The following is a 25,370-nucleotide window of genomic DNA, read 5'->3' on the forward strand; positions in this document are numbered from 1 at the left end:
GCATGAAATCCATCTGGGTTGTCGACGACGATCATTCCATCCGCTTCGTGCTGGAGAAGGCCTTGAGCCGCGAGGGCCTGCCCGTCCGCACCTTCAGCAATGCCCGCGATCTGCTGGCCGCGCTGGAAGAGGACAGCCCGCAGGTGCTGGTGTCCGACATCCGCATGCCCGGAGGGTCAGGTCTTGACCTGCTCGCCAAGGTCAAGGCCCGCCTGCCGCATCTGCCCGTCATCATCATGACGGCTTACTCCGACCTCGACAGCGCCGTGGCGGCCTTCCAGGGCGGGGCGTTTGAATACTTGCCCAAACCCTTTGACCTGCCGCGTGCGGTCGAGCTGATCCGCCGCGCCCAAGAAGAAAGCCAGCGCGAGGCCGTGGCCGACGAGGCCGCCGCGCAAGTGCCCGAGATGCTGGGCCAGGCGCCCGCCATGCAGGACGTGTTCCGTGCCATTGGCCGCCTGAGCCAGAGCCATGTGACGGTGTTGATCACCGGCGAATCGGGCTCGGGCAAGGAGCTGGTTGCGCGCGCTTTGCACAAGCACAGCCCGCGCGCTGAGGGCCCCTTCGTCGCCATCAACACGGCGGCCATCCCGAAGGACTTGCTGGAGAGCGAACTCTTCGGCCACGAGCGCGGCGCCTTCACCGGCGCGCAGGCCACGCGGCGCGGGCGCTTCGAGCAGGCCGACGGTGGCACGCTCTTTCTCGATGAAATCGGCGACATGCCGCTGGAGCTGCAGACGCGGCTGCTGCGCGTGCTGTCCGACGGTCAGTTCTACCGTGTTGGCGGCCACAGCCCGCTGCGCGCCAATGTGCGCGTGATCGCCGCCACCCACCAGAACCTGGAATCGCGCGTGCGCCAGGGCGCCTTTCGGGAAGACCTGTTCCACCGCCTCAATGTGATCCGCCTGCGCCTGCCGCCGCTGCGCGAGCGGCGCGAGGACATCGGCGTGCTGGCGCGTTTTTTCCTGCAACGCAGCGCCACCGAGCTGGGCGTCGAAACCAAGCGCCTCAGCGAAGCCGCCCTGGCTCAGCTGCTGGCTTTTGACTTCCCCGGCAATGTGCGCCAGCTGGAGAACATCTGCCATTGGCTCAGCGTCATGGCACCCAGCCAAGTGGTGGAAGCCAAGGACTTGCCGCAGGAGCTGCTGCAGCCGGCTGCCTCGGCCGAGCTGACGCTGGAGCGCAGCGAGGACGCGCCGGCGAGCTCAGGCGAGGCTTCTGCTGCCGCCGCGCCTCAATCTGGGGCGCAAGTGCTGGCGGCCGTGCCCCTGCCTGGTGCAGCTGTGGCCAGCGAAGCCTGGGTGATGGAGATGGCCTGCGAGGCGCGCCGTTTGTTGGCTGCGGGCGAGCCCGAGGTTTGGGAGCTGCTGAGCCGCCGCTTCGAGGCCAGCCTGATCACCGCAGCGCTGGAGCTGACCCATGGTCGCCGCATCGAGGCAGCACAAAAACTGGGCATCGGCCGCAACACCATCACGCGCAAGATTCAGGAACTGAACCTGGACGTCTGAGGCCCATCCGGGCTGCGTGCAAGCCCTGGGTCGTCGCGGCAGCTGGCCTCACTACACTGCGGCGTCAAGACACGATGGAGCGCACGCAGCATGAGCCGAATTTTCCAATGGCGTGAGGTACCGGCCCAAGACAGGCAAGCGGTACAGACCGACGAGCGCCTGCCCTGGCCGCAGACCCTGGCCATGGGCTTGCAGCATGTGATCGCCATGTTCGGCGCCACCGTGCTGGCGCCCCTGCTGATGGGCTTCGACCCCAATGTCGCCATCCTGATGAGCGGCATCGGCACCCTGATCTTCTTCCTCATGGTGGGCGGCCGCGTGCCCAGCTATCTGGGATCGAGCTTTGCTTTCATCGGCGTGGTGATCGCCGCCACTGGCTACACCGGCGCGGGGCCTAACGCGAATATCGGACTGGCTCTGGGCGGCATCATCGCCTGCGGCGCGGTCTACTTTGCGATCGGCGCCCTGGTGTCCTGGCTGGGCACGGGCTGGATCGAGCGCCTGATGCCGCCGGTGGTGACCGGCGCCGTGGTGGCCGTGATCGGCCTGAACCTGGCTGCCATTCCGATCAAGAACATGGCGCCCACGGGCTTCGATGCCTGGATGCAAGGCGCCACCTTTTTGAGCGTAGCCCTGGTCGCGGTGTACAGCCGCGGCATGGCCCAGCGCCTGCTGATCTTGCTGGGTCTGCTGGCCGCCAGCTTGCTCTACGCGCTGCTGACCAACGGCCTGGGCCTGGGCAAGCCGATCGACCTGTCGGGCGTGGCGAGCGCCGCCTGGGTGGGCCTGCCGCGTTTTGCCAGCCCGGTCTTCGAGCCCCAGGCCCTGCTGCTGATCGTACCGGTGGTGGTGGTGCTGGTGGCCGAAAACCTCGGTCACCTGAAAGCCGTCAGCGCCATGACCGGCCGCAACCTCGACGCCGACATGGGCCGAGCCTTCATGGGCGACGGCCTGGCCACCATGGTCAGCGGTGCCGCCGGCGGCACCGGCGTGACCACCTATGCCGAGAACATCGGCGTCATGGCCGCCACTCGCATCTACTCGACCGCCATCTTCGTGATCGCCGGCCTGCTGGGCGTGCTGCTGGGCTTCAGCCCCAAATTCGGGGCGCTGATCCAGGCGATTCCGCTGGCGGTGATGGGCGGAGTCAGCATCGTTGTCTTCGGCCTGATCACCGTGGCCGGCGCCAAGATCTGGGTGGACAAGCGAGTGGACTTCAGCGACAGCCGCAACCTGCTGGTGGTCGCCATCACTCTGGTGCTGGGCACGGGCGACTACACCTTGAAGCTGGGCAGCTTTGCGCTGGGCGGCATCGGGACCGCCACCTTCGGCGCCATCCTGCTCTACGCCCTCCTGTCACTGGGACGCAAGGACTGAGTTACCTCAGGCTGCCGCCGCGCGCTTGTCGAGGTAGACGCCCAGGCCTTGGGCGTTGAGCTCGATGTCCATCTCCAGCAGGCCCAGCTGCGCCACCAGGCTTTGCGTGCAGCCGTGGGCATGCAGGCGCGGCAGGTAGATCGCCTCCAGCCCGGTTTTCAGAAAAGCGTGGCGCTCGGGGCTGGCGCCGAATGGCGCGGCATGGGCCAGGGCCACCATCTCGTCGATCTGCTCGCGCAGCAGCTGGCCCAGGCGCTGCACCTCGGCCACGCTGCCGCCGACGCGGCTGTAGTGGGTCAGGAACATCTGCGTGGGCTGCAGAGCCAGCAGGCGATCCATCGAGGCTCTCAGTGCCTCGGGCTCGAACTGCACCGGCGTGCTGGTCGGCAAGGCCCAAGCACCTTGCGGGGTGTCGAACTCGCGGTAGCTCAGGCCGAAGGTGTCGCCGGTGAAGCAGCCGCGGCTGTGCGCGTCCCAGATGCAGTGGTGGTGGCGCGCATGGCCGGGGGTGTCCAGCAAGAGCAGGGGGCGGCCGGCCAGGTGCAGAGTCTCGCCATCGCTGCTGGCCTGGGACCTCTCGGCCGGCACCGGCACGAGGCGGCCGTAGGAGCGCTGCATCTCGGCCTCGCCGTAGACCGCCTTGGCGCCCATGTAGAGCGCGGTCGGGTCGATCAGATGGCGCAGGCCGCGCGGGTGCACGACCAGGCGCGCCTGGGGCAGGGACTGCATCAGCTGGCCCACGCCGCCGGCATGGTCCAAATGCACATGAGTGGGGATCACCCAGTCCACCGCTTCCGGGCTCAGGCCCAGATCGCCCAGTGCCGCCAACAGGCGCGGCACCGCGTGGTTGGTGCCGGTGTCGATGAAGGCGGCGCGGCCGGCCTCCACCATCAGGTAGGCGGCGTCGAACTGCGGGCGCTGGAAACCGGTGTCGATGGCATAGATGCCATGGCCGAGGGGCTGGACAAAATCGTGCATGGCGGGTGTGTCTCCGGGCTCACTTCTAGAATCCGCCCACCTTAACTGATGTCGCGACGTTGCCATGGCCGTGCATGAAATCCTGAAGATGGGCGATTCGCGCCTGTTGCGCGTGGCCCAGCCGGTCACGAACTTCGGCACGCCCGAGCTGCGCAGCCTGATCGCCGACATGTTCGAGACCATGAAGGCCGCCAACGGCGCCGGCCTGGCCGCGCCGCAGATCGGTGTCGACCTGCGCCTGGTCATCTTTGGCTACCAGAGCAATGTGCGCTATCCGGACGCGCCGCCTGTGCCGCCGACCGTGCTGATCAACCCCGAGATCGAGCTGCTCGGCTCGGCCGATGAAGAGGGCTGGGAAGGCTGCCTCTCGGTGCCGGGCCTGCGCGGCGTGGTGCCGCGTCATGCGCGCCTGCGCTACCGCGGCTTTGACGCCGAAGGCCAGGCCTTCGAGCGCGAGGCCGAAGGCTTCCATGCCCGCGTGGTCCAGCATGAGTGCGACCACCTCGACGGCGTCCTCTATCCCATGCGGGTCAAGGATTTCAGCCGCTTTGGCTTCACCTCGGTGCTGTTCCCGGAGCTGGACCCGGCGGCAGACGACTGAGACGCTCCTTTCGGGCGCGTGGCCTGCACCTCGCACTTTGCTGTGGTGATTGTTTGTAAAGACGGTCCTCCGCGGCAGCAGACTGCGCGTTGAGCTGGGGTCACAGGAGCTTGTCATGAAAGTTGCCGCCCGAAATTTGTCTGCCACTGCTGCGCTGGCCTGGGCCTGGCGCAGCTGGCTGTGCTTGGCCTGCTTGGTGCTGGGCCTCAGCGCTTGGCAGCCGGCCCACGCCCAAGCCGCGCCAGGCGGTGACCCGCCGACGCGTGCCGGCCGGGTCTCCGAAGTCATTGGAGAGGCCTGGCTGTTCGACGCCGAGAACAAGGAATGGACGCGCATGACGCGCAACCAGACCATCTCCGAGGGCGACCGCCTGCGCACCGACGATCGCTCGCGCGTCAGCCTGCGGGTTGGCTCCAGTAGCTTCTGGCTCGATGAGCGCAGCGACCTGGAGATCAGCCAGCTCGACGAGGGCCGCGTGCTGCTGATGTTGGCCAAGGGTGATCTGGGGCTGCGCCTGCGTTCGCAGGAAGCGGTCAGCGAATACAAGGTGATGACCCGCGAGGGCCTGTTCTTCGCCGAGCGTGAGGGCTTGTACCGCGTCGAGCAGATGGACCGCGGCAGCCGTGGTTTTGCCTTGCAGGGCCGTTTGCGCTTTGAATCGAGCAAGGGCGAGGGCACGCTGCCGGTCTGGCTGCAGGACGGCGAGCAGGCCGAATTCTGGTGGGCCGGCGGCCCGCGCACCGAGCGTCAGCGTCTGCAGGGTGATGGCTTCATTGATTGGCTCAGCGCGCAAAGCCGGGCCGAGGGTGACAGCGTCAACCTGGGTCTGAGCCAGCGCTATGTCTCGCCCGAGATGACCGGCGCCGAAGACCTGGACCGCCATGGCCGCTGGGAACAGTCGCCTGAGTACGGTGCCGTCTGGTTCCCTTCCGTGGTCGTGGCCGACTGGGCGCCGTACCGCTACGGCCGCTGGGCCTGGACCCGTCACTGGGGCTGGAGCTGGGTGGACGATGCGCCCTGGGGCTTCGCACCTTTCCACTACGGCCGCTGGGTCAGCTGGAATGGCCGCTGGTGCTGGTCGCCGGGTCGCTATGTGGCGCGACCGGTCTATGCCCCGGCTTTGGTGGCATGGGTGGGTGGCCCGGCCGTGTCGGTGGGCATCAGCATCGGCGGCGTGCGCCCGCCGCGCCCGCATTACGGTTGGTACCCTCTGGCCCCGCGTGAGGTCTATGTGCCCGGCTTCCGCCACAGCCCCGGTTATGTGGCGCGGCTGAACAACCATTTCGACCGCGACCCGGTCACGGTGAACAAGCCGCGCAGCAACCGCGAGATCGGCGGCGCCATCAGCTATCTGCCCGGCTTAGGCGGCCCGGTGCGGGCCATGCCGGTGGCCGAGGCCGGCCCGGTGCGCAGCTTGCCGGCACCGCCCGCCCGCCAGGACCTGGCCGCCGTGCTGCCGCAGCGCCCGAACCCGGCACCGGGCCTGGACTCGGCCCAAGGCCGCAACCCGGCCGAGGTGCCCTGGCGCAACGACAACCTCGGCCAGCGCCGCCGCGAGATCCAGCGCGAGGCAGGGGCTGATCTGCCGGCCCGTGAGCCACGTGAGCCCCGTGAAGCAAGGGAAGGGCGTTTCAACGGCCCGCAGCGCAACGAGATGGGCAGCAGCCTGCCCAGCCGCGAGCCGGTGCCTGGTCAGAACGGCCCGGTGCAAGCCAACCCTTCGCCCTCGGCCGCGCCCGAGCTGCCCTGGCGCGGTGGTGCGGCGCGTGTGGAACGTGTGGAGCGTGAACGCGAGCGTGAACGAGCCAACCCCTCGCTTCCTCAGGTTCAGCCCGCTCAGTCGCCGGCCGCGCCCATGCCGCAGGCGCAGGTGCAGGGGCAAAGCGAGCCCGCGCCGCGGCCCTGGGCCGATCGCATCGGTGAGCGCGGGGACCGTGGCGATCGCGGTGAGCGTGCCGGCCCGCCAAGGCCCGAGCGCATGCCCGAGCGCCAGATCGAGCGCCCCCCGGAGCGCCCGATGGAACGCCAGATCGAGCGTCCCCGCTCGGCCGAGCCTGCGGCTTTGCCGCAGCGGGCGCCGCAGGCCGCCCCGCCGCAGCCGGCGCCGCGCAGCGAGCCGCAAGGTCCGCAGCGTGGCCATCAGGACGGGCCGCCGCGTCGCAACGGCGATCGCCGCGATATGGAGCGCTGAGCGCCGCCGCCCTCCGCCGTCTCAGACCAAGCGCTGCCGCCCTCCCGGGCGCAGCGCTTTTCTTTTTTCGTTTCAGCGGGCGCTCAGAGCAGGGGCAGCAACACCGGCCAGACCTGGTCCAGCATCAGCGGATGGGCCTTGGCCAGGGGGTGGATGCGGTCGGGCTGGAACCAGGCCTCGGCATCGGGCTTTTCGGCGAAGCCGGCCAGCAGGAAAGGCGTCAAGGCGATTTTCTCGGCCTTGGCCACCTCGGGGAACAGGCTCGCAAATTCGCGCGCATAGCTGGCGCCGTAATTGGGCGGCACCTGCATGCCCACCAGCTGCACCTTGGCGCCGGCGGCCTTGCCGGCGCGCACCATGGCCAGCAGGTTCTCGCGGCTGCTGGCCAGGGGCAGGCCGCGCAGGGCGTCGTTGCCGCCCAGCTCGATGATCAGCACGGCCGGCTTGTGCAGCTTGAGCAAGGGCTCGAGGCGCGCGCGGCCGCCGGCCGTGGTTTCGCCGCTGATGCTGGCATTGACGACCTGGTAGCGCCGGCCTTGCGGCAGCTTGTGGCCGGCCAGCTTTTGCTCCAGCAGGGCCACCCAGCCCTGACCGCGGGCCAGGCCGTACTCGGCCGAGAGGCTGTCGCCCAGCACCAGCAGCTTGCGCTCGGAAGCCGCCGGAGCTGTGGCTTGGGCCTGGGCGATCGCCGACCCTGCGAAAACCAGGCCAAGGATGCAGGCGCTACAGTGCAGGGCTTGCTTCAGCACGCTGCGCCGTGCGGGGGCCGCGGGCGTCTTCGTCCAGTCCTTTGTCATTCCTTGGGGTTCTTCCGTCATGTCCGAAATTCTTGTGGAAGTCGATCACATCAACAAACGGGTGCGTGATGCGACCGGTGAGCTGGGCATTCTGCATGACATCAGCTTTTCGCTCCGGGCGAGGGAATCGGTGGCCATCGTCGGTGCCTCGGGCTCAGGCAAGAGCACCTTGCTGGCCATCCTGGCCGGCCTGGACACGCCCAGCAGCGGCACGGTGCGCTTGCGTGGCCAGGATCTGTTTGTGCTGGATGAAGACCAGCGCGCCGCGGTGCGCGGCGCCGAGCTCGGCTTTGTGTTCCAGAGCTTCCAGCTCCTGCCGAACCTGACGGCGCTGGAGAACGTGATGCTGCCGCTGGAGCTGCGGGGCGATCCGCAGGCGCGCAGTCTGGCCACGCAGATGCTGGGTCGGGTGGGGCTGTCCGAGCGATTGGGACATTACCCGCGCGTGCTCTCGGGGGGAGAGCAGCAGCGCGTGGCGCTGGCGCGCGCCTTTGTGCAGCGGCCCGCCCTGCTGCTGGCCGACGAGCCCACCGGCAGCCTCGATTTCGCGACCGGTGCGGCGGTGATGGAGCTGATGTTCGAGCTGAACCGGGAAGCCGGCACCACCCTGGTGCTCGTCACCCACGATCTGGCGATTGCGCAGCGCTGCCAGCGGCAGTTGCGCATCGAAGCCGGCCGCTTGCTCGAGCAGACCGGTCAGCATGCGGCAGAACCTGCAGCAGCAGCCGTTTAGCGGCGGTTGCGCGCACGCTGGCGCAGCCGCCGCCAGCGTTCGCCGCGGATCACGGCCCACCAGCCGATGTACACGATGAAATAGGCCGCAGCTCCGAGCGTGAGTCCGGCCAGGGGCAGGCCGATCAGCAGCGGCTCTCCCAGGGCCTGCACCCAGGCCCAAGCCGAGGGCAGCCAGCTGGAAGGCTCGCTCCAGGTGATGGCCAGCATCTCCGGCGTGGCGATCGGCCCGTTGTGCCCCGAGGCCAGGCGGCCCAGCGCGATGGCCAGGCTCCAGATCGGCACCAAGGTGAAGGGATTGGTCAGCCAGGTGGCCGCAATGGCTGCGGCCACATTGGCGCGGCAGATGATGGCCAGCACAGCCGCGAGCACCATCTGGGTTGGCAAGGGGATGACGCCGATGGCCAGGCCCACGGCCACGCCGAGGGCCACGCGGCGCCGGTGTGCGACCCACAGCCAGGGACGTGGTGCTAGGTAGTGGCCCAGCCAGCGCAGACCCGGCGTATCGGCCAGGGTGTCCGGGTGGGGCAGGATGCGGCGGGCGAGGCGGGAGGCAGGCAAGCGAGAACCTCGGCGGGCGGGCAGGGTGGGTGGCGTGTTTCGCTCATGAAAAACCCGCGGACGCCGAAGGGCGTTGCGCGGGTTCTGATCCTGCAGGTCTTGGTGCGGACCTCAGGCGCTGCGGGCCGAGAAGCCGCCGCCCAAACTCAGGGTTTGAGCGCGCGGCCGCGGGCGCGCAGCGCAATGGCACATCAGTTGGCGAACTTGTAGTCGGTCTTGGCCTTGCTCTTCAGCTCTTGCTGGAAGGCGCCGACCTTCTGCTGTTGCAGGCGTTGCAGGATCTGAGCCTTGACGTCGTCGAAGGCCGGGAACTGGGCTTCGCGGGTGTCTTCGACCTTGATGATGTGGAAACCGTACTGGGTCTTGACCGGCGCGTCGGTCATTTCGCCCTTCTTCAGCTTGGTGATGGCTTCGGCGAACTCAGGGACATAGCTGCTGGGCTTGGCGAAGTCCAGGTCGCCACCATTGGCGGCCGAGCCGGTGTCCTTGGAGTTCTTGCTGGCCAGTTCTTCGAACTTGGCGCCGCCCTTGATCTGGGCGATCAGGGCCTTGGCGTCGTCTTCCTTCTCGACCAGGATGTGGCGGGCGCGCACTTCTTCGCCGCTGTTCTGGGCCTTGAATTTCTCGTACTCGGCCTTGGCGTCGGCTTCGGTGACGGGGTTCTTCTTGGCGTAGTCGGCGAACAGTTCGCGGATCAGGATGCTCTGACGGGCCAGTTCCATCTGGGCCTTGTAGTCGGCGCTGGCCGGGATGCCGCGCTTCTCGGCTTCCTGCATGAAGATCTCGCGCAGCACGACTTCATCCTTGACCTGGGTTTCCAGCTCCGGCGTGCGGGGCTGTTGGCCGCTCTTGGTGACTTGGCCGATCAGCTGCTCGGCGCGTGCCTTGGGCACGGCTTTGCCGTTCACGATGGCGAGGTTCTGCGCGCTGGCCGACATGGGCAGGAGCGCAGCGGACAGGGCCGCGACGGAGGCGGCAAGCACAAACTTCTTCATGGGTAGGGCTTTAGGCTAAAAAAATGCGCCGTATCGGCGCTGATCGATTGTGTGAAGAATCAGTTTTCTTGGGGTGTGCTGGCGTCGATCGCCAGCGCATGGATGCCTTGCTGCATCAACTCACCCAACGAATGATATACGAGCCGATGGCGCGCCACGCGGCCCAGGCCGGCGAAGCGGCTGCTGCAGATGCGCACGGAGTAATGCCCACCTTCCCGGGCACCGGCGTGGCCGGCATGGAGGTGGCTGTCATCCTGCACCTCGAGCGATTCGGGGCTGAGGGCGGCTTGCAGCCGGGCATGGATTTCCTGGCTCAGGGCGGGGTGACTCATGCCTGGGGTCCTTGGGCTTCCTGGGCCGTGGGCTTCTCGTCGGCCTTGTCTTCGGCCGGCGGCTCGGGCAGGTGGCGGCTCAGATAGACGCCCTGGGCGACGGTGAACACCAGGATCAATCCGGTGACGCCGAAGACCTTGAAGTCGGCCCAGGTCGAGGTCGTGAAGTTGTAGGCCACGTAGAGATTGGCAATACCGAGGGTGGCGAAAAACAGCACCCAGGCACGGTTCAGGTTCTGCCAGGCGAAGGCCGGCAGCTCCAGCTCGGCGCCCAGCATCTTCTGGATCAGGTTCTTCTTGAAGAACTGGGCCGAGCCCCAGAACACCAGGGCCATGCCCCAGTACAGGCCGGTGGGCTTCCACTTGATGAAGGTTTCGTTGTGGAACCAGATGGTCGCCCCGCCCAGCACCACGACCAGGGCCAGGCTGATCCAGAGCATCAGGTCGATCTTCTTGCCGCGCAGCTTGAGCAGCAGGGCCTGGGTCAGCGTGGCCACCATCACCACCAGGGTGGCCAGCAGCACGGCGGCCTCTTCGGTGCCGACCTTGCCGCCCGACACCATGAAACCGAAATGCTCGGTGGCAAAGGCCGCGGCCCAGTCCTTGTGGGCCTCTGCGTATTTGAAGGTGGCAAAGAACAGGATCAGCGGCAGAAAGTCGAGCAGGAGCTTCATGTGCAAGAGCGGCGGGGCGGTGGGCCTCGCGGGGAATTCGTCAACAAGCAGCCGCGAAGGGAGTCCTCAAGGCTTGGGCGCGAAGTCTATCGCGGCCGAGTTGATGCAAAAGCGTTCGCCCGTGGGTTCAGGGCCGTCCGGGAAGACATGGCCCAGGTGGGAGCCGCAGTTGTTGCAGCGCACTTCGATGCGCACCATGCCGTGGCTGTGGTCGACGATGCGCTCGATCAGCTCCGAGTTGACCGGCGCCCAGTAGCTGGGCCAGCCGCAGCCGGCATCGAACTTGGTCTCGGGCGCGAACAGCGCTTCGCCACAGCCGACGCAGCGGTAGAGGCCGTTCTTCTCGAAATGGTCCCAGTACTTGCCGGTGAAGGCGCGTTCGGTGCCGGCCTGGCGGGCCACCTGGTATTGCATCGGGTCGAGTTGGGCGCGCCATTCGGCCTCGCTCTTCTGCACCGGGTACTGTTTTTTTGGGTCGTTCATGATGAACAGGACACTTCCAGGGTGTGGGCCCAATCGGGCGGGAAGGCCGCGTCGCTGGCCTGCGTGGGCTCGTCAAACGGCCGCTGCAGCACCTGCAGCAGGCGCTGGGTCTCGGAGAAATTGCCGACCTGGGCGGCGCGGATGGCGCCCTCGGCCAGATGGTTGCGCAGCACCACGGCCGGGTTGACGGCGCGCATGGCCGCCTGACGCGCGCCATCCTGGCTGGCCTCGGCCTGCAGGCGGCTGCGGTAGCGCTGGGCCCAGGCGTAGAAGGCCTCGCGGTCCAGGAACAGGTCACGCAAGGCGCCGGGGTCATCGTGCACGCCGAACTGGCTGAGCCGGCGGTGCGCGATGGTGTAGTCCACCTGGGTGGCGGCCAGCAGGCGCAGCCAGTCGTCGATCAGGGCGGTGTCTTCGGCCTGCGCGCTGTGCAGGCCCAGCTTGGCCCGCATCAGGGCGATGAAGCGCTCGCTGAAGGCCTGCTTGTAGGGCTCGATCGCATCGAGTGCGCGCTCGCTGGCGGCCTCGGGGTCTTCGCCCTCGTTCTGGATCAAGGGCAGCAGGGCCTGGGCCAGGGCATGCAGGTTCCAGAAGGCCACGCTGGGCTGGCGGGCAAAGGCATAACGGCCTTGGTGGTCGGAGTGATTGCAGATGTGGCCGGGGTTGAAGCCGTCGAGGAAGCCGAAGGGGCCGTAGTCGATGGTCAGACCCAGCATGGACATATTGTCCGTGTTCATCACCCCGTGGCAGAAGCCCACGGCCTGCCAATGGGCGAGCAGGCTGCCGGTCTGGCGCGCCACCTGCTCCAGCAGGGCGAGGTAGGGCGCGTCCGATTCGAGGCAGGCCGGCGCGTGCTCGGCGATGAAGTGATCGGCCAGCTGGCGCAGCTGCGCCGGCTTCTGGTGGTGAGCAAAGTGCTCGAAATGGCCAAAGCGCAGAAAGCTCGGTGCCACTCGGGTGACGATGGCGGCAGTCTCCAGGCTCTCACGCCGCACCGGCAGGGCCGAGGCACTCAGCGCCAGGGCGCGGGTGCTGGGGATGCCCAGCGCGTGCATGGCCTCGGAACAGAGGAACTCGCGGATCGAGGAGCGCAGCACGGCGCGGCCATCGCCTCGGCGCGAGTAGGGCGTGAGGCCGGCGCCCTTGAGTTGCAGCTCCAGGCTGCCGCTGGGTGTGCGGATTTCGCCCAGCAAATGGGCGCGGCCATCGCCGAGCTGACCGGCCCAGACACCGAACTGGTGGCCGCTGTAGACGCTGGCCAGGCTGCGCATGCCGGGCCAGGCGGCATTGCCGCTGAGCACCTGCAAGGCGTTCCAGTCTTCACGCTGCCACCAGTTCTCGGGCCAGCCGAGCTCGGCCGCGCAGCTGGCGCTGTGCGCCACCCAGACCGGTTGCGGCATGCCTTGCGGCGGCAGCTCGGTGAAGAAGGCCGGGCCCAGGCTGGCAAAACGGTTCCGCCAGTGTTCGGCCTGGGGCGGCGAGGCGCTTGGAAAACTCATGGGCTCAGTGTAGCCAGCCACCCCTGGCCTCAGGGTCTGTGGGGCTGCTGGAGCGGCGCTGCCAGCGGCCGCTCGGCCCTCGCACAGCCAGCCCCCTGGCCGAGGGGCTGGCGCTGCCTGTCCACGCCTGGGTGGACCCTATACTTTGCCGGCTTTGCCCATCCCGCCCGGCCCAGCTTGTCGCCCCGGGTGATCGCCTTTGTTCTCTGACCGCGCTCTTGCCGCCACTGCCCATGTCCACGCCCAAGCTGATTGCCACCAGTCTGTTGACCGCTTGCCTGCTCGCAGCCTGTGGTGGAGAGAGTTATGACAGCCTGATGGCCTCGGCCAAGACCTCGATCGGCAAGGGCGACAGCAAGACCGCCATCATCCAGCTCAAAAACGCCTTGCAGAAGTCGCCCGAGTCCGGTGAGGCTCGTTTCATGCTGGGCAAGGCCTTCCTCGATGTCGGCGACAGCCGCTCGGCCGAGGTCGAGCTGGGTAAGGCGATCGCGTTGAAGTTCGCGGCCGACCAGGTCGTTCCCCTGATGGCCCGCGCCCAGGTGGCCAATGAAGCGTTCAAGGCGTTGATCGAACAGCAGGGCAACACCAAGCTCGGCGATCCCAAGTCACAAGCCGATCTGCTGACCTCGCTGGCCATCGCTTTTGAGTCGACCGGTGCTTCGGACAAGGCCCATGCGGCCATTGCCGAAGCTCTGCAGCTGCAGCCCGAGTACCCGCCCACGCAGACCCTGCAAGTGCGCATGAAGGCGCGCGATGGCGACTTCACCGGGGCCCTGCAGATGATCGACAGCCTTTTGCAGCGCGACCCCAAGCTGGCCGAGGTCTGGCGGCTCAAGGGTGACATCCTGATGGTCAACCGGCGGGTCGAGGGCGCCCAGGCGCTCGCCGCGGCGGCCAGTGCCGGCGTGGCCGGCGCCAGTTCGGCGCCGGAGGCTGGCAGCGCGTTGACCGGCACGGCCAAGACTGCAGTCGACGCCTACCGCGAGGCCATCAAATTGCAGCCCGGCGATGCCGCGGCCCACACCGGCCTGCTCAATTTCTGGCTGGACAACGGCGACCTGCCGGCCGCCACCGAGCAGCTGGCTGCACTCAAGAAGGTGCTGCCCAGCCACCCGCAAACCGTGTACTTCGAAGCCCTGCTGAGCTTCCGCCAGCGCGATTTCAACCGCGCCCGCGAGCTCAGCCAGCAGCTGCTCAAGCAGGCGCCCGAGAACCCCCTGGCCCTGCAGCTGGCCGGCGCGGTCGAGTTTGAGCTCAAGGGCTATGTGCAGGCCGAAGAGCATCTGGGCAAGGCTCTCAAGCTGGCGCCCAATCTGGGCATCGCCCGCCGCATGCTGACCCAGGTCTACCTGCTGACCGGCCGGCCCGCGCGCGCCGTGGCCGTGATCTCGCCGCTGCTGCAAAACGGCAATGTGGTGGACGCCCAGCTCTTCTCCCTGGCCGGCGAGGCCTACCGCCAGAACGGCGATGACAAAAAGGCCGCGGCCTTCTTTGCCCAAGCCGCCAAGCTCAACCCCGGCGATATGCGCAGCCGCACCCAGCTCGCCCTGGGCAAGGCCGGCACGGCCTCGCCCGAAGAGGTGCTGGCCGAGCTCAAGACCATTTCCGATGCCGACCCCAGCACCGTGGCCGATGTGGCCTTGATCCGTGCGCATCTGCAGCGCCGCGATCTCGACAAGGCCCTGTCCGCGATCGAGGTGCTGGAGCGCAAGCAGCCCAACAAACCCATGGCTCACAATCTGCGCGGCCTGGTCTACCTGGCCCGCCGCGATGTGCCGGCCGCGCGCAAGAGCCTGGAACAAGCCCTGAAGGTGGACGCCACTTTCTACCCGGCCGCCGCCTTGCTGGCCTCGCTGGATCTGAACGACAAGCAGCCCGCGGCGGCCAAGAAGCGCTTCGAGGCCTTGCTGGTGGCTCAGCCTGACAACGTCAACGCCCAACTGGCCCTGGCCGAGCTGCATGAGCAGGCCGGCGGCACCAAGGCCGAGGTCGAGGCCATGATCACCAAGGCCATCACCACCAAGCCCAATGCCCCCGCAGCGCGCGTGGCACTGATCGATTTCCAGCTGAAGTCGCAGAACCTCAAGGCCGCGTTGAGCGCTGCCGAGCAGGGCGTGGCTGCCTTGCCGGAGAGCCCCGAGCTGATGGAGGCTCAGGGTCGCGCGCGCGCCCTGGCAGGCGAATACCAGCAGGCGCTGGAGTCCTTCAATGCCCTGGCCCGTGCCCAGCCGCGCTCGCCGCTGCCGTCCCTTCGTCTGGCCGAGGTCTATGTGGCCTTGAAGAAATACCCCACGGCCATCGGCCACCTCAAGCGTGCGCTGGAGCTGGCCCCCGACAACCTGGTCGTGCAACGCCGTCTGGGCGAGGTGCAGCTGAGCAATGGCGAGGTCAAGGAGGCGCTCGCCACCGCCGCCGCCCTGCAAAAGCGCGCGCCGGGCTCGCCCCTGGGCTACAGCCTGGAAGGCGATGTCCAGGCCCAGCAGAAAGCCTGGGCGCCGGCCGCCGCCGCCATGCGCCGCAGCCTGGACAAGGCGCCCGACAGCACCATCGCCAGCAAGCTGCACTACGTGCTGAGCGCTGCCGGCAACAAGGCCGAGGCCGACAAGCACACGGCCGACTGGATCAAGGCCCATCCGGACGATGCCGAGTTTCTGTTCTACATCGGTGGTGTCGAGCTGACCCAGGGCCAGCTGCAGGCAGCCGAAGCGCGCTTTGCCGCGGTGCAGAAGCTGCAGCCCGAAAACCCGGCCGTGCTCAACAACCTGGCCTGGCTGGGCATGAAGCTCAACAAGCCCGGCGCCTTGGCCCTGGCCGAGAAGGCGGTGCAGCTGGCGCCCAAACAGGCGCCTTTCCTGGACACCTTGTCCTCGGTGCTGGAGGCGGAGAACAAGCTGCCGCGCGCCATCGAGGTGCAGACCCAGGCCCTGGAGCTGCAGCCGCAGAACCACGAGCTGCGTCTGCGTCTGGCCAAGCTCTACCTCAAGTCGGGTGACAAGCGCCTGGCCGCGGCCGAGCTGAACCGCCTGGCCACGGTGGGCAAGCAGTACGGCAACCAGGCTGAAGTGCAGCAGCTGCTGCGCGGGCTCTGAAGCGCTTTATTTGGAGTTGCCTGGCGATGGTGCCAGCCAGGCCAGCAGCTGCCGGCTGACCGCCGGGCTGCTGAGCAGCTGCAGGTGACCGGTGCGATAGGCGATGTGGCGCGCCTCGGGCGCGAAGTTCAGGCGCTGGGTGGGGTCCTCATGCTCGCCCAGGGCGCTGCGCAGAGGCACCAGGCCATCGCCGAGCAGGCGGTCGGCCATGGGGCTGCGTTTGGCGGCCGTGGTGCCGGCCAGCGCGTAGCAGGCGATTCCTTCTGGCAAGGGCATGGGTCGATGCGGCGCATGGCCGGCGGCAAAGCGGTCGCGGCCCTGCCAGTCGGCGTCCTGCACCAGGCCGTGGCGCAGATCGGTGATGCCGGCGCTGCGCAGCTGGCCCAGGCGGGCCAGCGGGGCGCTGTGGCGGTTGCTGCCCAGCAGCAGGTCCACCCAGTGCCCGGCCCGCTCCATCGGCGCGCCCTGGTGCGGCGAGCCCAGGCAGACCAGGCTGTGAACACGCTCGCGCCATCCCAGACCTTGGTCTTGTGCCAGCTTCACCGCGCTGCGCGCCACCAGGCCGCCCATGCTGTGGCCGACGAGGGTGATGCGGGTCACCGGCACCGGCCAGGCGTCCACGGTCTGCTGCAGCAGCTGTGCCAGGTCGCGGCCGTTCTCCGAGATATGGCGGCCCGAGTTGTAGCGCAGGTAGAGCCGGTTTGCGCCCAGGGAGCGGGCCAGCATCTCGCCGTGGTCATGGGCTTGGCCGGCCTTGTTCTCGCTGCGCCATTGCAGATCGTTCATGCACAGGCCGTGGATCAGCAGCAGCAGGTGGCCCGTGGGCGCCGCGCTGAGCGCATCGGGGTTCTGCACCGTCATGGCCAGGGCCAGCGGGTTGCCACTCTCGGCCAGATGGTCGCCCATCACGCCGTTGAGTGCGGCCAGCAGGGCCAGGCGCTGGGGTGAGGGCTCGCGGGCCTCTTGCGATTCATCGGCCGGCCAGGTGGCCAGCAACTGGTCGACACCTCGGCCCAGCAGGCGTGTGCTGCCGCGGATGCTGCGGTAGACCAGGCCGGTCAGGCCGGCGCTGCGGGTTTTTTCTTCCTCGCGGCGGCCCTGCAATCCCAGCCGTGACCAGACGGCCTGATGCATGCCCTCGACGATGTCGGTCATGCCCAGCGTGCCCTGGGTGGCCAGCTGGGCCAGGCCGCGCAGCTCGCGGGCGCTCAGCAAATGGGTGGCCTTGCGGCGTGTGGGCTTGGGCATGGCAGCAGGCGGGCGGATGACAAGAGATCGCGCCGCGCCCGCGCATTGTGGGCGGCCCCGCCCGGCCGTGCCTAGGCTCAGCTCACCAGATTGGCCAGGAAGAGCAGGGCAATGACCAGCGAGGTCACACACACATTGAGCGTGGCCAGCAGCGAGGACCGCAGCAGCGTGCTCCACCAGCGCGTGCGATAGACGCGCTGGATGGCGACCAGGGCGTAGCCCATGCTGGCGAATGTGGCGGTCAGTTGCAGTCCCTCCACCGGAACCAGCATCAGCAGCAGCATGGCGAACCAGAAGGCATGCAGATGCAGGGCAAAGACCAGGTGCTCGGTGTAGCGCAGGCGCTTGTCGATGAAGATCAGCTTCAGCCACAGGGCAAAGGCCGGCAGCAGCAGGAACATCGTCAGGCCGAGGTTGTTGAGGCTGCGCGTGACCACATGCAGGATTTCCTGCTTCAGGTGCCCGCGGCCCTGGGCCAGGCGTTTCTCGAGGCGCTTGCACATGGATACGGGCAGGCCCTCGCAGAAGAACTTCTGGTTCTTGATGCCAAAGCGCAGGCCGGCCAAGCCACCGACCTGGAAGTTCTGGTCGTCGCCCGGGTCCAGCTCCACCACGGCGCCGCGCGCTGCCGAGGCCGGCGCCGATGCGGGAACGCCTGCCAGCAGAGCCAAGGATGTCGGCGCTGAGGATGCCGGCGCCGATGCCGCGACGACGACGGCTGCCGCTTCTTCTCGGGCGTCCTCCTCGGCTTGCGCCTCCAGCTTGGGCGCCGTCACCAGGCGCAGGGCCAGCAAGGCCAGCACGCTGATGGTCAGGTATAGGCGCAGGGGCAGCACATAGCGGCGGCGGCGGCCTTTCAGATACTCCAGCGTCAGCTGCCCGGGTAGGAGCAGCAGGCGCCAGAGCGTGCGCCAGAGTGCGCCTTCCATCGAGATGTAGGCACCACCGAGCTGCTGGGTGAATTCGCCCAGGGTCGGCGCGCGCACCCGCGATTCCTGCCCGCATTCACCGCAGTAGTTCGGCCGTGGCTCGGCGAAACGGCTGCCGCAGTTGGGGCAAAGCGCCGGATCGCTGGGGATGTCGGGGTGCAGGACGGCGGCAAGAAAGCGAGGGGGACGCAGTGAAAGACGCATAGGTGTCGATTCTGGAAGGCCGCGCATATTAGGCGCAAGCCGGCCGACTCGGGCTAACCCTGATCCGGATGCGACAGCCCTGCCGGGTGCATCTGCCTAGAATCGAACGATCGTTCTTTTTTGGGGTGAACGGGTGAACGGGTGAATTGCGAATCGTGAATCGTGAAACACAGACCTTGTCCACGAGCCGTCGGCCCCTTCACCCGTTCACTTGTTCACCTGTTCACCTGTTCACCCACAGGCCACCCACCATTCGCCACGCACGCCCATGTCCACCCTCTACGAAGTCCGCGGCAGCAGCGCTGTCATCACCCTGAACAATCCGCCGGTCAACGGCCTGGGCCTGGCGACACGCCAGGCCATCGTCGCTGCCATCGAGCGGGCCGAGGCCGACCCGGTCGTCACGGCCGTGGTGATGACGGGCGCCGGCGCGGCCTTCTCGGGCGGGGCCGACATCAAGGAGTTCGGTAGCCCCAAGGCCATGAGCGAGCCCAATCTGCCCAGCGTGGTGGCCTTGGTCGAAGCCTGCAGCAAGCCGGTGGTGGCGGCCGTGCACAGCGTCTGCATGGGGGGTGGTCTGGAACTGGCTCTGAGCTGCCACTACCGTGTGGTGGCCGCCGGCACCAAGGTCGCCTTGCCCGAGGTGAAACTGGGCCTGCTGCCCGGCGCCGGCGGCACGCAGCGCCTGCCGCGCGCCCTCGGTGTCGAGGCGGCGCTGAACCTGATCGTCAGCGGCGAGATCGTGGCGGCCGAACTGCTGGCCCAGGTGCCGGGGCAAAAGCTGTTTGACCGGGTGGTGGCTGGCGAGGTGCTGGAGGCGGCCCTGGCGTTTGCAGCCGAAGTCGCTGCGCAGCGCCCGCTGCCGCGCGTGCGCGATCTGCCGGCCACGCATGCCAACCCTGAGGCCTTTTTCCAGTTCGCCCGAAACATGGTGGCCGCGCAGAGCCGCAATTTCCCCGCGCCTCTGCGCTGCCTGGAGGCGGTGGCCGCGGCCGTGAACCTGCCATTCGAGCAAGGCCTGCGCGCCGAGCGGGAGGGCTTTGCGGCCTTGATGATCACGCCCGAGTCCAAGGCCTTGCGCCATGCTTTTGTGGCCGAGCGGGCGGCGTCCAAGATCGCCGATTTGCCGCCCGGCACGCCGCTGCGCGAGATCCGCCAGGTGGCGGTGATCGGCGCCGGCACCATGGGCAGCGGCATCGCCATGAATTTCCTCAACGCTGGCCTGCCCGTCGTGCTTGTGGAAAGCCAGGCCGAGGCGCTGGAGCGCGGCCTGGCCCGCATCCGTGGCGCTTACGAGGCGCAGCTGAGCAAGGGCAAGCTCAAGCAGGACAAGCTGGACGCGCGCCTGGCCCTGCTGCGCGGCAGCCTGAGCTATGCCGACATCGCCGAGGCCGATCTGGTGATCGAAGCGGTGTTCGAGGATCTGGACGTCAAGCGCCAGGTCTTCGAGCAGATCGACGCGGCGGCCAAGCCCGGTGCCATCCTGGCCTCCAACACCTCGACCCTGGACATCAACACCATCGCCGGTTTCACCCGACGCCCGCAAGATGTGCTGGGCCTGCATTTCTTCAGCCCGGCCCAGGTGATGAAGCTGCTGGAGGTGGTGCGCGGCGCGGCCACCGGCCACGATGTGCTGGCCACCGCCATGGCCCTGGCCAAGAAGATCCGCAAGACGGCGGTGGTGGCCGGTGTCTGCGACGGCTTCATCGGCAACCGCATGATCGAGCAGTATGCGCGCCAGGCCGGTTTTCTGCTGGACGAGGGCTGCTCGCCCGAACAGGTGGACCGCGCGGCCGAGGCCTTTGGCTTCGCCATGGGCCCCTTCCGCATGAACGATCTGGCCGGCAACGACATCAGCTGGGCCATCCGTAAGCGCCGCGCGATCGAGCGGCCCGAGCAGCGCTATTCGCAAAGCGCCGACCGCCTGTGCGAGCGCGGCCGCTTCGGCCAGAAGACCCAAGCCGGCTGGTACGACTACCGGCCCGGCCGGCGCGAGGCCCTGCCTTCGCCCGAGGTGGCGGCCCTGCTGGCCGAGCACCGCGCCGCCCTGGGCCTGCAGCCGCGCCAGATCCGCGATGAAGAGATCGTCGAGCGCCTGGTGCTGGCCCTGGTCAACGAGGGCGCCCGCCTGCTGGAGGAGGGCATCGCCCAGCGCGCCTCGGACATCGACATGGTCTACCTCAGCGGCTATGGCTTCCCGCTCTGGCGCGGCGGCCCCATGTGCTATGCCGACAGCCTGGGCCTCTTCAATGTGCTGCAGGCCATGAAGCGCCTGGCACGCAACCCCATGGACGATGCGGCCTTCTGGGAGCCCGCGCCCCTGCTGCAGCGTCTGGTGGCCCAGGGCAAGAGCTTCAACGGATGAACCTCCCTCCCGCCTCGACCCCTCATCTGAAGAATTCGGAGCTGAATTGCCATGAGCCACGCCCTGATTGTGTCCACCGCCCGCACCCCTCTGGCCAAGAGCTGGAAGGGCGCTTTCAATATGACCCACGGCGCCACCCTGGGCGGCCATGTGGTGCAGGCCGCGGTGGCCCGCGCCGGCCTCGCGCCCGAGCGGGTCGAGGATGTGCTGATGGGTTGCGCCTTCCCCGAGGGCACGACCGGCGGCAATATCGCCCGCCAGATCGCCCTGCGCGCCGGCCTGCCGGTCAGCGTCAGCGGCATGACGGTCAACCGCTTTTGCTCCAGCGGCCTGCAAAGCATTGCCCTGGCGGCCCAGCGCATCATGGCCGGCGAGGGCGAGGTGTTTGTCGCCGGCGGGGTGGAGAGCATCTCCTGCGTGCAAAACGAGATGAACCGCCACATGGCGCATGAGCCCTGGCTGCAACAGCACAAGCCCGAGCTCTACTGGAGCATGCTGCAGACGGCCGAAACCGTGGCCCAGCGCTACAGCATCAGCCGCGAGCGCATGGACCAGTACGGCGCGCAAAGCCAGCAGCGCGCCTGCGCCGCCCAGGCGGCCGGGCGCTTTGCCGAGGAGATCGCCCCCATCACCGTGCAGATGGGCGTGGTCGACAAGCTGCGCGGCCTGAGCACGCGGGAAGTGACGGTCAGCCACGACGAAGGCCTGCGCGAAGGCACCACCTATGAGGGCATCAAGGACCTGCGCAGCGCGCTGCCCGGCGGCCTGGTCTCGGCCGGCAATGCCAGCCAGTTCTCGGACGGCGCCGGCGCCTGCGTGCTGGTCAGCGAAGCCCTGGCCGCGCGCGAAGGCCTGCAGCCCCTCGGCCGCTTCCTCGGCTTTGCCGTGGCCGGCTGCGAGCCCGATGAAATGGGCATCGGCCCGGTCTTCGCCGTGCCCAAGGTCTTGCAGCGCCTGGGCCTGACGGTGGACGACATCGACCTCTGGGAGCTGAACGAGGCCTTTGCCGTGCAGGTGCTGTACTGCGCCGATCGACTGGGCATTCCGCAGGAGCGGCTCAATGTCAATGGCGGCGCGATTGCCCTGGGCCACCCCTACGGTGTCTCGGGCCAGCGCATGACCGGCCATGCGCTGCTGGAAGGCCGGCGCCGTGGCGCCAAGCGCATCTGCGTGACCATGTGCATCGGCGGCGGCATGGGTGCGGCCGGCGTCTTCGAGGTGCTGTGATGGCTTTGCGTGCCACCCTGGACTTTCTGCTGCGCGACTGGCTGCAGGTCCAGTCGCTGAGTGAGCGGCCGCGCTTTGCCGAGCATTCGCTGGAGGGCTATGCCGCCGTGCTGGACAGCTGCGAGCGCATCGCCGCCGAGCAGTTCGCGCCGGCCAACCGTGCCTGCGATGCCGAGGAGCCACGCTTCGACGGCGAGCGTGTGATCCTGCCGGCCTCCACCAAGCAGGCGCTGGATGCCTACATCGCCTCCGGCATGCTGGCCGCCTCGCAGGACGAGGCCCAGGGCGGCCTGCAGCTGCCCTGCGTGATCGAGACCGCCGCCAATGCCTTTTTCCAGAAGGCCAGTGTGGGCATCAGCGGCTATGCCTTGCTGACCGTGGGCAATGCCAATCTGCTGCTGGCCCATGGCAGCGAGCGCCAGCGCGCCGTGTTCGCCCAGCCGCAGCTGCAGGGCCGTTGGTTCGGCACCATGTGCTTGAGCGAGCCGCAGGCGGGTTCTTCTCTGTCCGACATCCAGACCCGGGCCGTGCCCGATGGCGAGGGCTTTGAGCTGGACCCCCTGGGCCCGCGCTACCGCCTGCACGGCCACAAGATGTGGATCTCGGCCGGCGAACATGAGCTGAGCGAGAACATCGTCCACCTGGTGCTGGCCAAGATCCCCGATGCCCAGGGCCGCCTGGTGCCGGGCGCTCGCGGCATCTCGCTCTTCATCGTGCCCAAGCATGGCGTCGATGCCGAAGGCCGCCTGGACGGCCAGCGCAACGCGGTGGCCCTGGCCGGCCTCAACCACAAGCTGGGTTTCCGTGGGACCAGCAACTGCCTGCTGAATTTTGGCGAAGGCGGGGCAGGGGCCATCGGCTATCTGGTTGGCCAGCCCGGCGAGGGCCTGCGCTGCATGTTCCACATGATGAACGAGGCGCGCATCGGTGTGGGCCTGGCCGCCACCATGCTGGGCTATGCCGGTTTTGAAGCCAGCCTGGCCTACGCCCGCCAGCGGCCGCAGGGCCGCAGCCTTGGACTGGGCGGGAAAGATGCGGCGCAGCCGCAGCAGCTGATCATCGAGCATGCCGACGTCAAGCGCATGCTGCTGGCGCAGAAGAGCTATGTCGAGGGCGCGCTGGCGCTGGAGCTGTTCTGCGCGCGCCTGGTCGATGAGCAAAAGACCGGGGCGCCGGAAGCGGCGGCCGAGGCGGCGCAGCTGCTCGAGGTCTTGATTCCCATCGCCAAGAGCTGGCCCAGCGAATGGTGCCTGGAGGCCAACAGCCTGGCCATCCAGGTGCTGGGCGGTGCCGGCTACACGCGCGATTTTCCGGTCGAGCAATATTGGCGCGACAACCGCCTGAACATGATCCACGAGGGCACGCACGGCATCCATGGCCTGGACCTGCTGGGACGCAAGGTGGTGCTGAATGGCGGCCAGGCCTTGCGCGTGCTGGTCGCGCGCATCAACCGCACGGTCGAGGCCGCCCTGCAGCGGCCGGCCCTGGCGGCCCAGGCCAATCAGCTGGCGGCCGCCCTGGCTCAGCTGGGCCGGGCCAGCAAGGCCGCCTGGGCCACGGGCGAGCCCGAGGTGGCCCTGGCCAATGCCACACCGTATCTGCAGGCTTTTGGCCACGGGGTGCTGGCCTGGTTGTGGCTGGATGTCACACTGGCGCTGGACGATGCAGCGGTGAGCTCGGACTTCGCGCAAGGCAAGCGTGCCGCCGCAGCGTATTTCTATCGTTATGAGCTGCCCAAGATCGGCGCCTGGCTGGCCGTGGTCGAGAGCCGCGAGCCGCTGTGCCGCGAGATGCAGGACGGGTGGTTCTGAGCCGGGGAGGGCTCGCCCAGATGGAGGAGCACAAAGACCGATCGGAACGCCCGCCGCCGCGCTGGCTGGGCCATGTCGAAGCGCTGATCTGGGTCTTGATCTACGGCGGCCTGCTGGCCGTCATCCTGGGGGTGTTCTTGATGAAGCAGGGCCTGAGCGATGCCGAGCTGCTGGGCTGGATCCTGGCGATCAAAGGCGGCGCGGCGGTGGTGATCGGCGCGCTGATGATCTGGATCCGTTCGCGCTGGGGTAAGAAGTGAAGGGGTGAACAGGTGAACGGGTGAAAATGCTGGGGCCCATTCACTGGTTCACCTGTTCACCCGTTCACTCATCCTCCACGGCCATGCCTCTTCAATTCCCCGTCCACATCCCCTTTGTCGAACAGCTGGGCCTGGAGCTGCACAGCATGGGCGACGGCCAGGCCGAGCTGCGGGTGGATCTCTCCGAGGGTCATCTGAACAGCTGGGAGGTGGCCCATGGCGGCGTGCTCATGACCATGCTGGACGTGGCCATGGCCCATGCGGCGCGCAGCATCCACATGAAGGCCGAGGGCATGGGCCCGGGTGTGGTGACGGTGGAGATGAAGACCTCCTTCATGCGCCCCGGCGAAGGCGAGTTGCGCGCCCTGGGTAAGCTGCTGCACCGCTCCACCACCATGGCGTTTTGCGAGGGTTCCATCCTCGGCGAGGATGGCCAGCTGGTGGCCCATGCCACCGCCACCTTCAAATACTTGCGTGCCCTGCCTAGCCGCGGCCGCGCGCTCAAGCCCCTGCAGCGACGCGAGGCCGACTGAGCCGGGCTCAAGGCGGCAGCCACAGGCGCGAGTCCTCCGGCGGCAGTCCGGGCGGCAAGGGCGCGTCGATTTCCAGAATGGTGCGCGAGCCCAGCTGCGCCCGCCGGGCGATGGCCTGGAAATGCTGGCGGAACAGGGCGGCGAAACTGCCATCGGCCTGAGCCAGGGCCAGGCCGCGCTCCATGCGCTGGCGCAAGGCCGCGCGGTCTTTGCGGAACAGGTAGTAGACCGGGAAGCGGTAGTGCAGGGCCAGGCGGGGTTCGACCATCAGCTGGTCCAGCTGCGGGTTGGCCTCCAGCTCAGCCCAGGCCTCGTGCAGGCCGCGGTGGAAATACTGGAAGCGCCCGCTCTGCAACATCGCCAGCAAGGACTGACCCTGGGCGACGCCGACCACCGGCAGCTGGTTGCGCTCGAACAGGGCGAAATCGGCCCACTGACGGCCAAAGCCGCCGGTCAGCTGGCGCAGGCCGGCCAGGTCGCGCACGGCGGCGAAACGGGCCTGGTCTTTCTTGTGGATCAGCAGCAGACGATAGCCCAGCATGCCCTGGTGCAGGTCAAACGGGATGGCGCTGAACTCACGCAGCAGCGCGGCCTGCGGCGGCAGGTAGACCAGATCGACCAGGCCCTGGCGCAGCAGGCCCAGGCAGCGCTCCTGGGTCGGGTCCGGGCCTGGGGCGTAGGGGCGCAGCTCGGTGCGCTCGCCGGGCGCAGCGGTGCGCGCCAGCAGCAGGCGTGTCAGGGCCATGCGGTAGGCGTAGCGCTGCGGGTCGGCCTGGCAGAGGGTCAGAACTTGTGGCTCGGTGCCGCTTCGGGCATCTGCTTTCGCCGCGGCCAGTGCATGGCCGGGGCCGGCCTGCGCGCAGCTCAGCATGAGGGCCAGCAGCAAGGCCCTCGTTCCGCCGATCAACCAGGCGAGGCCGGCTGACCGGCCCGCCCCGCGTCGCCCGCCAGGGGCTGGGCAGAGGCTCACGTG

The 25,370-nt window shown here is 68.2% G+C and carries 22 protein-coding genes; 11 read left to right on the forward strand and 11 right to left on the reverse strand.

Going from position 1 to position 25,370, the window contains the following annotated elements; all coding sequences use genetic code 11:
- Positions 1–2 precede the first annotated feature (2 nt).
- Complete coding sequence (gene ntrC / locus C1O66_RS02690) at positions 3–1,508, forward strand: nitrogen regulation protein NR(I) (RefSeq protein ID WP_102766436.1); 1,506 nt, start codon at positions 3–5, stop codon at positions 1,506–1,508.
- A 90-nt stretch (positions 1,509–1,598) separates the two neighbouring features.
- Positions 1,599–2,885 (forward strand): solute carrier family 23 protein, encoded by a 1,287-nt coding sequence (locus C1O66_RS02695; RefSeq protein ID WP_102766437.1) that lies wholly within the window; start codon positions 1,599–1,601, stop codon positions 2,883–2,885.
- Positions 2,886–2,891: 6 nt separating this feature from the next.
- On the opposite strand, the gene C1O66_RS02700 is transcribed toward C1O66_RS02695, so the two are convergent.
- Positions 2,892–3,863, reverse strand: a complete 972-nt coding sequence (locus C1O66_RS02700; RefSeq protein WP_102766438.1) for an MBL fold metallo-hydrolase — start codon at positions 3,861–3,863, stop codon at positions 2,892–2,894.
- A 64-nt stretch (positions 3,864–3,927) separates the two neighbouring features.
- Here C1O66_RS02700 and def point away from each other — a divergent pair, with 64 nt between their 5' ends.
- A complete protein-coding gene (gene def / locus C1O66_RS02705; protein WP_102766439.1) occupies positions 3,928–4,464 on the forward strand; it encodes a peptide deformylase in 537 nt (178 codons plus the stop codon).
- Positions 4,465–4,579: 115 nt separating this feature from the next.
- Entirely contained in the window at positions 4,580–6,655 is a 2,076-nt protein-coding gene (locus C1O66_RS02710) for a DUF6600 domain-containing protein (protein WP_102766440.1), read from the forward strand.
- Between the two features lie 83 nt (positions 6,656–6,738).
- Here the strand turns inward: C1O66_RS02710 and C1O66_RS02715 are convergent, their stop codons facing one another.
- Positions 6,739–7,452, reverse strand: coding sequence for an arylesterase (locus C1O66_RS02715; RefSeq protein WP_243392678.1), 714 nt, complete (start codon positions 7,450–7,452; stop codon positions 6,739–6,741).
- Between the two features lie 19 nt (positions 7,453–7,471).
- Here C1O66_RS02715 and C1O66_RS02720 point away from each other — a divergent pair, with 19 nt between their 5' ends.
- Positions 7,472–8,185, forward strand: coding sequence for an ABC transporter ATP-binding protein (locus C1O66_RS02720; RefSeq protein WP_102766442.1), 714 nt, complete (start codon positions 7,472–7,474; stop codon positions 8,183–8,185).
- Here C1O66_RS02720 and C1O66_RS02725 read toward each other — a convergent pair.
- The 6 genes from C1O66_RS02725 to C1O66_RS02750 all read right to left on the reverse strand — a co-directional run bounded on the left by C1O66_RS02725 (position 8,182) and on the right by C1O66_RS02750 (position 12,728).
- On the reverse strand, positions 8,182–8,745 hold the full coding sequence (locus C1O66_RS02725) for a DUF2062 domain-containing protein (RefSeq protein WP_165794434.1): 564 nt from the start codon (positions 8,743–8,745) through the stop codon (positions 8,182–8,184). The genes C1O66_RS02720 and C1O66_RS02725 overlap by 4 nt on opposite strands.
- Positions 8,746–8,936: 191 nt before the next feature.
- On the reverse strand, positions 8,937–9,740 hold the full coding sequence (locus tag C1O66_RS02730) for a peptidylprolyl isomerase (RefSeq protein WP_102766444.1): 804 nt from the start codon (positions 9,738–9,740) through the stop codon (positions 8,937–8,939).
- A gap of 59 nt (positions 9,741–9,799) precedes the next feature.
- On the reverse strand, positions 9,800–10,072 hold the full coding sequence (locus C1O66_RS02735; RefSeq protein ID WP_102766445.1) for a BolA family protein: 273 nt from the start codon (positions 10,070–10,072) through the stop codon (positions 9,800–9,802).
- Positions 10,069–10,746, reverse strand: a complete 678-nt coding sequence (locus C1O66_RS02740) for a septation protein A (RefSeq protein ID WP_102766446.1) — start codon at positions 10,744–10,746, stop codon at positions 10,069–10,071. The genes C1O66_RS02735 and C1O66_RS02740 overlap by 4 nt, the downstream gene beginning before the upstream one ends.
- A gap of 66 nt (positions 10,747–10,812) precedes the next feature.
- Complete coding sequence (gene msrB, locus C1O66_RS02745; RefSeq protein ID WP_102766447.1) at positions 10,813–11,229, reverse strand: peptide-methionine (R)-S-oxide reductase MsrB; 417 nt, start codon at positions 11,227–11,229, stop codon at positions 10,813–10,815.
- Positions 11,226–12,728, reverse strand: a complete 1,503-nt coding sequence (locus C1O66_RS02750; protein WP_102766448.1) for a protein adenylyltransferase SelO — start codon at positions 12,726–12,728, stop codon at positions 11,226–11,228. The genes msrB and C1O66_RS02750 overlap by 4 nt, the downstream gene beginning before the upstream one ends.
- A 233-nt stretch (positions 12,729–12,961) precedes the next feature.
- On the opposite strand from C1O66_RS02750, the gene prsT reads away from it, so the two are divergent.
- On the forward strand, positions 12,962–15,820 hold the full coding sequence (gene prsT, locus C1O66_RS02755) for an XrtA/PEP-CTERM system TPR-repeat protein PrsT (RefSeq protein ID WP_102766449.1): 2,859 nt from the start codon (positions 12,962–12,964) through the stop codon (positions 15,818–15,820).
- A gap of 6 nt (positions 15,821–15,826) precedes the next feature.
- On the opposite strand, the gene C1O66_RS02760 is transcribed toward prsT, so the two are convergent.
- Both C1O66_RS02760 and C1O66_RS02765 read right to left on the reverse strand, forming a co-directional pair.
- A complete protein-coding gene (locus C1O66_RS02760) occupies positions 15,827–17,068 on the reverse strand; it encodes a lipase family alpha/beta hydrolase (protein ID WP_102766450.1) in 1,242 nt (413 codons plus the stop codon).
- A 77-nt stretch (positions 17,069–17,145) separates the two neighbouring features.
- Complete coding sequence (locus tag C1O66_RS02765; RefSeq protein WP_243392679.1) at positions 17,146–18,201, reverse strand: DUF3667 domain-containing protein; 1,056 nt, start codon at positions 18,199–18,201, stop codon at positions 17,146–17,148.
- Positions 18,202–18,469: 268 nt separating this feature from the next.
- On the opposite strand from C1O66_RS02765, the gene C1O66_RS02770 reads away from it, so the two are divergent.
- The 5 genes from C1O66_RS02770 (at position 18,470) to C1O66_RS02790 (ending at position 24,397) form a co-directional block, all read left to right on the forward strand.
- Entirely contained in the window at positions 18,470–20,566 is a 2,097-nt protein-coding gene (locus C1O66_RS02770) for a 3-hydroxyacyl-CoA dehydrogenase NAD-binding domain-containing protein (protein ID WP_102766452.1), read from the forward strand.
- A 51-nt stretch (positions 20,567–20,617) separates the two neighbouring features.
- On the forward strand, positions 20,618–21,793 hold the full coding sequence (locus C1O66_RS02775) for an acetyl-CoA C-acyltransferase (RefSeq protein WP_102766453.1): 1,176 nt from the start codon (positions 20,618–20,620) through the stop codon (positions 21,791–21,793).
- The gene (locus tag C1O66_RS02780; protein WP_102766454.1) at positions 21,793–23,604 is read left to right on the forward strand and encodes an acyl-CoA dehydrogenase; all 1,812 of its coding nucleotides are present in this window, start codon (positions 21,793–21,795) and stop codon (positions 23,602–23,604) included. Before C1O66_RS02775 ends, C1O66_RS02780 begins: the two co-directional genes overlap by 1 nt.
- A gap of 20 nt (positions 23,605–23,624) precedes the next feature.
- Positions 23,625–23,864 carry a hypothetical protein gene (locus C1O66_RS02785; RefSeq protein ID WP_102766455.1) on the forward strand — a complete coding sequence of 80 codons (240 nt, stop codon included), beginning with the start codon at positions 23,625–23,627 and terminating at the stop codon, positions 23,862–23,864.
- An 83-nt stretch (positions 23,865–23,947) separates the two neighbouring features.
- Positions 23,948–24,397, forward strand: coding sequence for a PaaI family thioesterase (locus tag C1O66_RS02790; RefSeq protein WP_102766456.1), 450 nt, complete (start codon positions 23,948–23,950; stop codon positions 24,395–24,397).
- 7 nt (positions 24,398–24,404) lie between these two features.
- On the opposite strand, the gene C1O66_RS02795 is transcribed toward C1O66_RS02790, so the two are convergent.
- Positions 24,405–25,283 carry a type 2 periplasmic-binding domain-containing protein gene (locus C1O66_RS02795; protein WP_102766457.1) on the reverse strand — a complete coding sequence of 293 codons (879 nt, stop codon included), beginning with the start codon at positions 25,281–25,283 and terminating at the stop codon, positions 24,405–24,407.
- Positions 25,284–25,370: the final 87 nt, after the last annotated feature.

Source organism: Paucibacter aquatile, assembly GCF_002885975.1.
GTDB lineage: Bacteria > Pseudomonadota > Gammaproteobacteria > Burkholderiales > Burkholderiaceae_C > Paucibacter_A > Paucibacter_A aquatilis.

What these genes read in the sequence shown, in the direction of transcription:
- ntrC (WP_102766436.1), top strand. Translation starts at nt 3, where the DNA reads ATGAAATCCATCTGGGTTGTCGACGACGATCATTCCATCCGCTTCGTG.
- C1O66_RS02695 (WP_102766437.1), top strand. Translation starts at nt 1,599, where the DNA reads ATGAGCCGAATTTTCCAATGGCGTGAGGTACCGGCCCAAGACAGGCAA.
- C1O66_RS02700 (WP_102766438.1), bottom strand. Translation starts at nt 3,863, where the DNA reads ATGCACGATTTTGTCCAGCCCCTCGGCCATGGCATCTATGCCATCGAC.
- def (WP_102766439.1), top strand. Translation starts at nt 3,928, where the DNA reads ATGGCCGTGCATGAAATCCTGAAGATGGGCGATTCGCGCCTGTTGCGC.
- C1O66_RS02710 (WP_102766440.1), top strand. Translation starts at nt 4,580, where the DNA reads ATGAAAGTTGCCGCCCGAAATTTGTCTGCCACTGCTGCGCTGGCCTGG.
- C1O66_RS02715 (WP_243392678.1), bottom strand. Translation starts at nt 7,452, where the DNA reads ATGACAAAGGACTGGACGAAGACGCCCGCGGCCCCCGCACGGCGCAGC.
- C1O66_RS02720 (WP_102766442.1), top strand. Translation starts at nt 7,472, where the DNA reads ATGTCCGAAATTCTTGTGGAAGTCGATCACATCAACAAACGGGTGCGT.
- C1O66_RS02730 (WP_102766444.1), bottom strand. Translation starts at nt 9,740, where the DNA reads ATGAAGAAGTTTGTGCTTGCCGCCTCCGTCGCGGCCCTGTCCGCTGCG.
- C1O66_RS02735 (WP_102766445.1), bottom strand. Translation starts at nt 10,072, where the DNA reads ATGAGTCACCCCGCCCTGAGCCAGGAAATCCATGCCCGGCTGCAAGCC.
- C1O66_RS02740 (WP_102766446.1), bottom strand. Translation starts at nt 10,746, where the DNA reads ATGAAGCTCCTGCTCGACTTTCTGCCGCTGATCCTGTTCTTTGCCACC.
- msrB (WP_102766447.1), bottom strand. Translation starts at nt 11,229, where the DNA reads ATGAACGACCCAAAAAAACAGTACCCGGTGCAGAAGAGCGAGGCCGAA.
- C1O66_RS02750 (WP_102766448.1), bottom strand. Translation starts at nt 12,728, where the DNA reads ATGAGTTTTCCAAGCGCCTCGCCGCCCCAGGCCGAACACTGGCGGAAC.
- prsT (WP_102766449.1), top strand. Translation starts at nt 12,962, where the DNA reads ATGTCCACGCCCAAGCTGATTGCCACCAGTCTGTTGACCGCTTGCCTG.
- C1O66_RS02760 (WP_102766450.1), bottom strand. Translation starts at nt 17,068, where the DNA reads ATGCCCAAGCCCACACGCCGCAAGGCCACCCATTTGCTGAGCGCCCGC.
- C1O66_RS02765 (WP_243392679.1), bottom strand. Translation starts at nt 18,201, where the DNA reads ATGCGTCTTTCACTGCGTCCCCCTCGCTTTCTTGCCGCCGTCCTGCAC.
- C1O66_RS02770 (WP_102766452.1), top strand. Translation starts at nt 18,470, where the DNA reads ATGTCCACCCTCTACGAAGTCCGCGGCAGCAGCGCTGTCATCACCCTG.
- C1O66_RS02775 (WP_102766453.1), top strand. Translation starts at nt 20,618, where the DNA reads ATGAGCCACGCCCTGATTGTGTCCACCGCCCGCACCCCTCTGGCCAAG.
- C1O66_RS02780 (WP_102766454.1), top strand. Translation starts at nt 21,793, where the DNA reads ATGGCTTTGCGTGCCACCCTGGACTTTCTGCTGCGCGACTGGCTGCAG.
- C1O66_RS02785 (WP_102766455.1), top strand. Translation starts at nt 23,625, where the DNA reads ATGGAGGAGCACAAAGACCGATCGGAACGCCCGCCGCCGCGCTGGCTG.
- C1O66_RS02790 (WP_102766456.1), top strand. Translation starts at nt 23,948, where the DNA reads ATGCCTCTTCAATTCCCCGTCCACATCCCCTTTGTCGAACAGCTGGGC.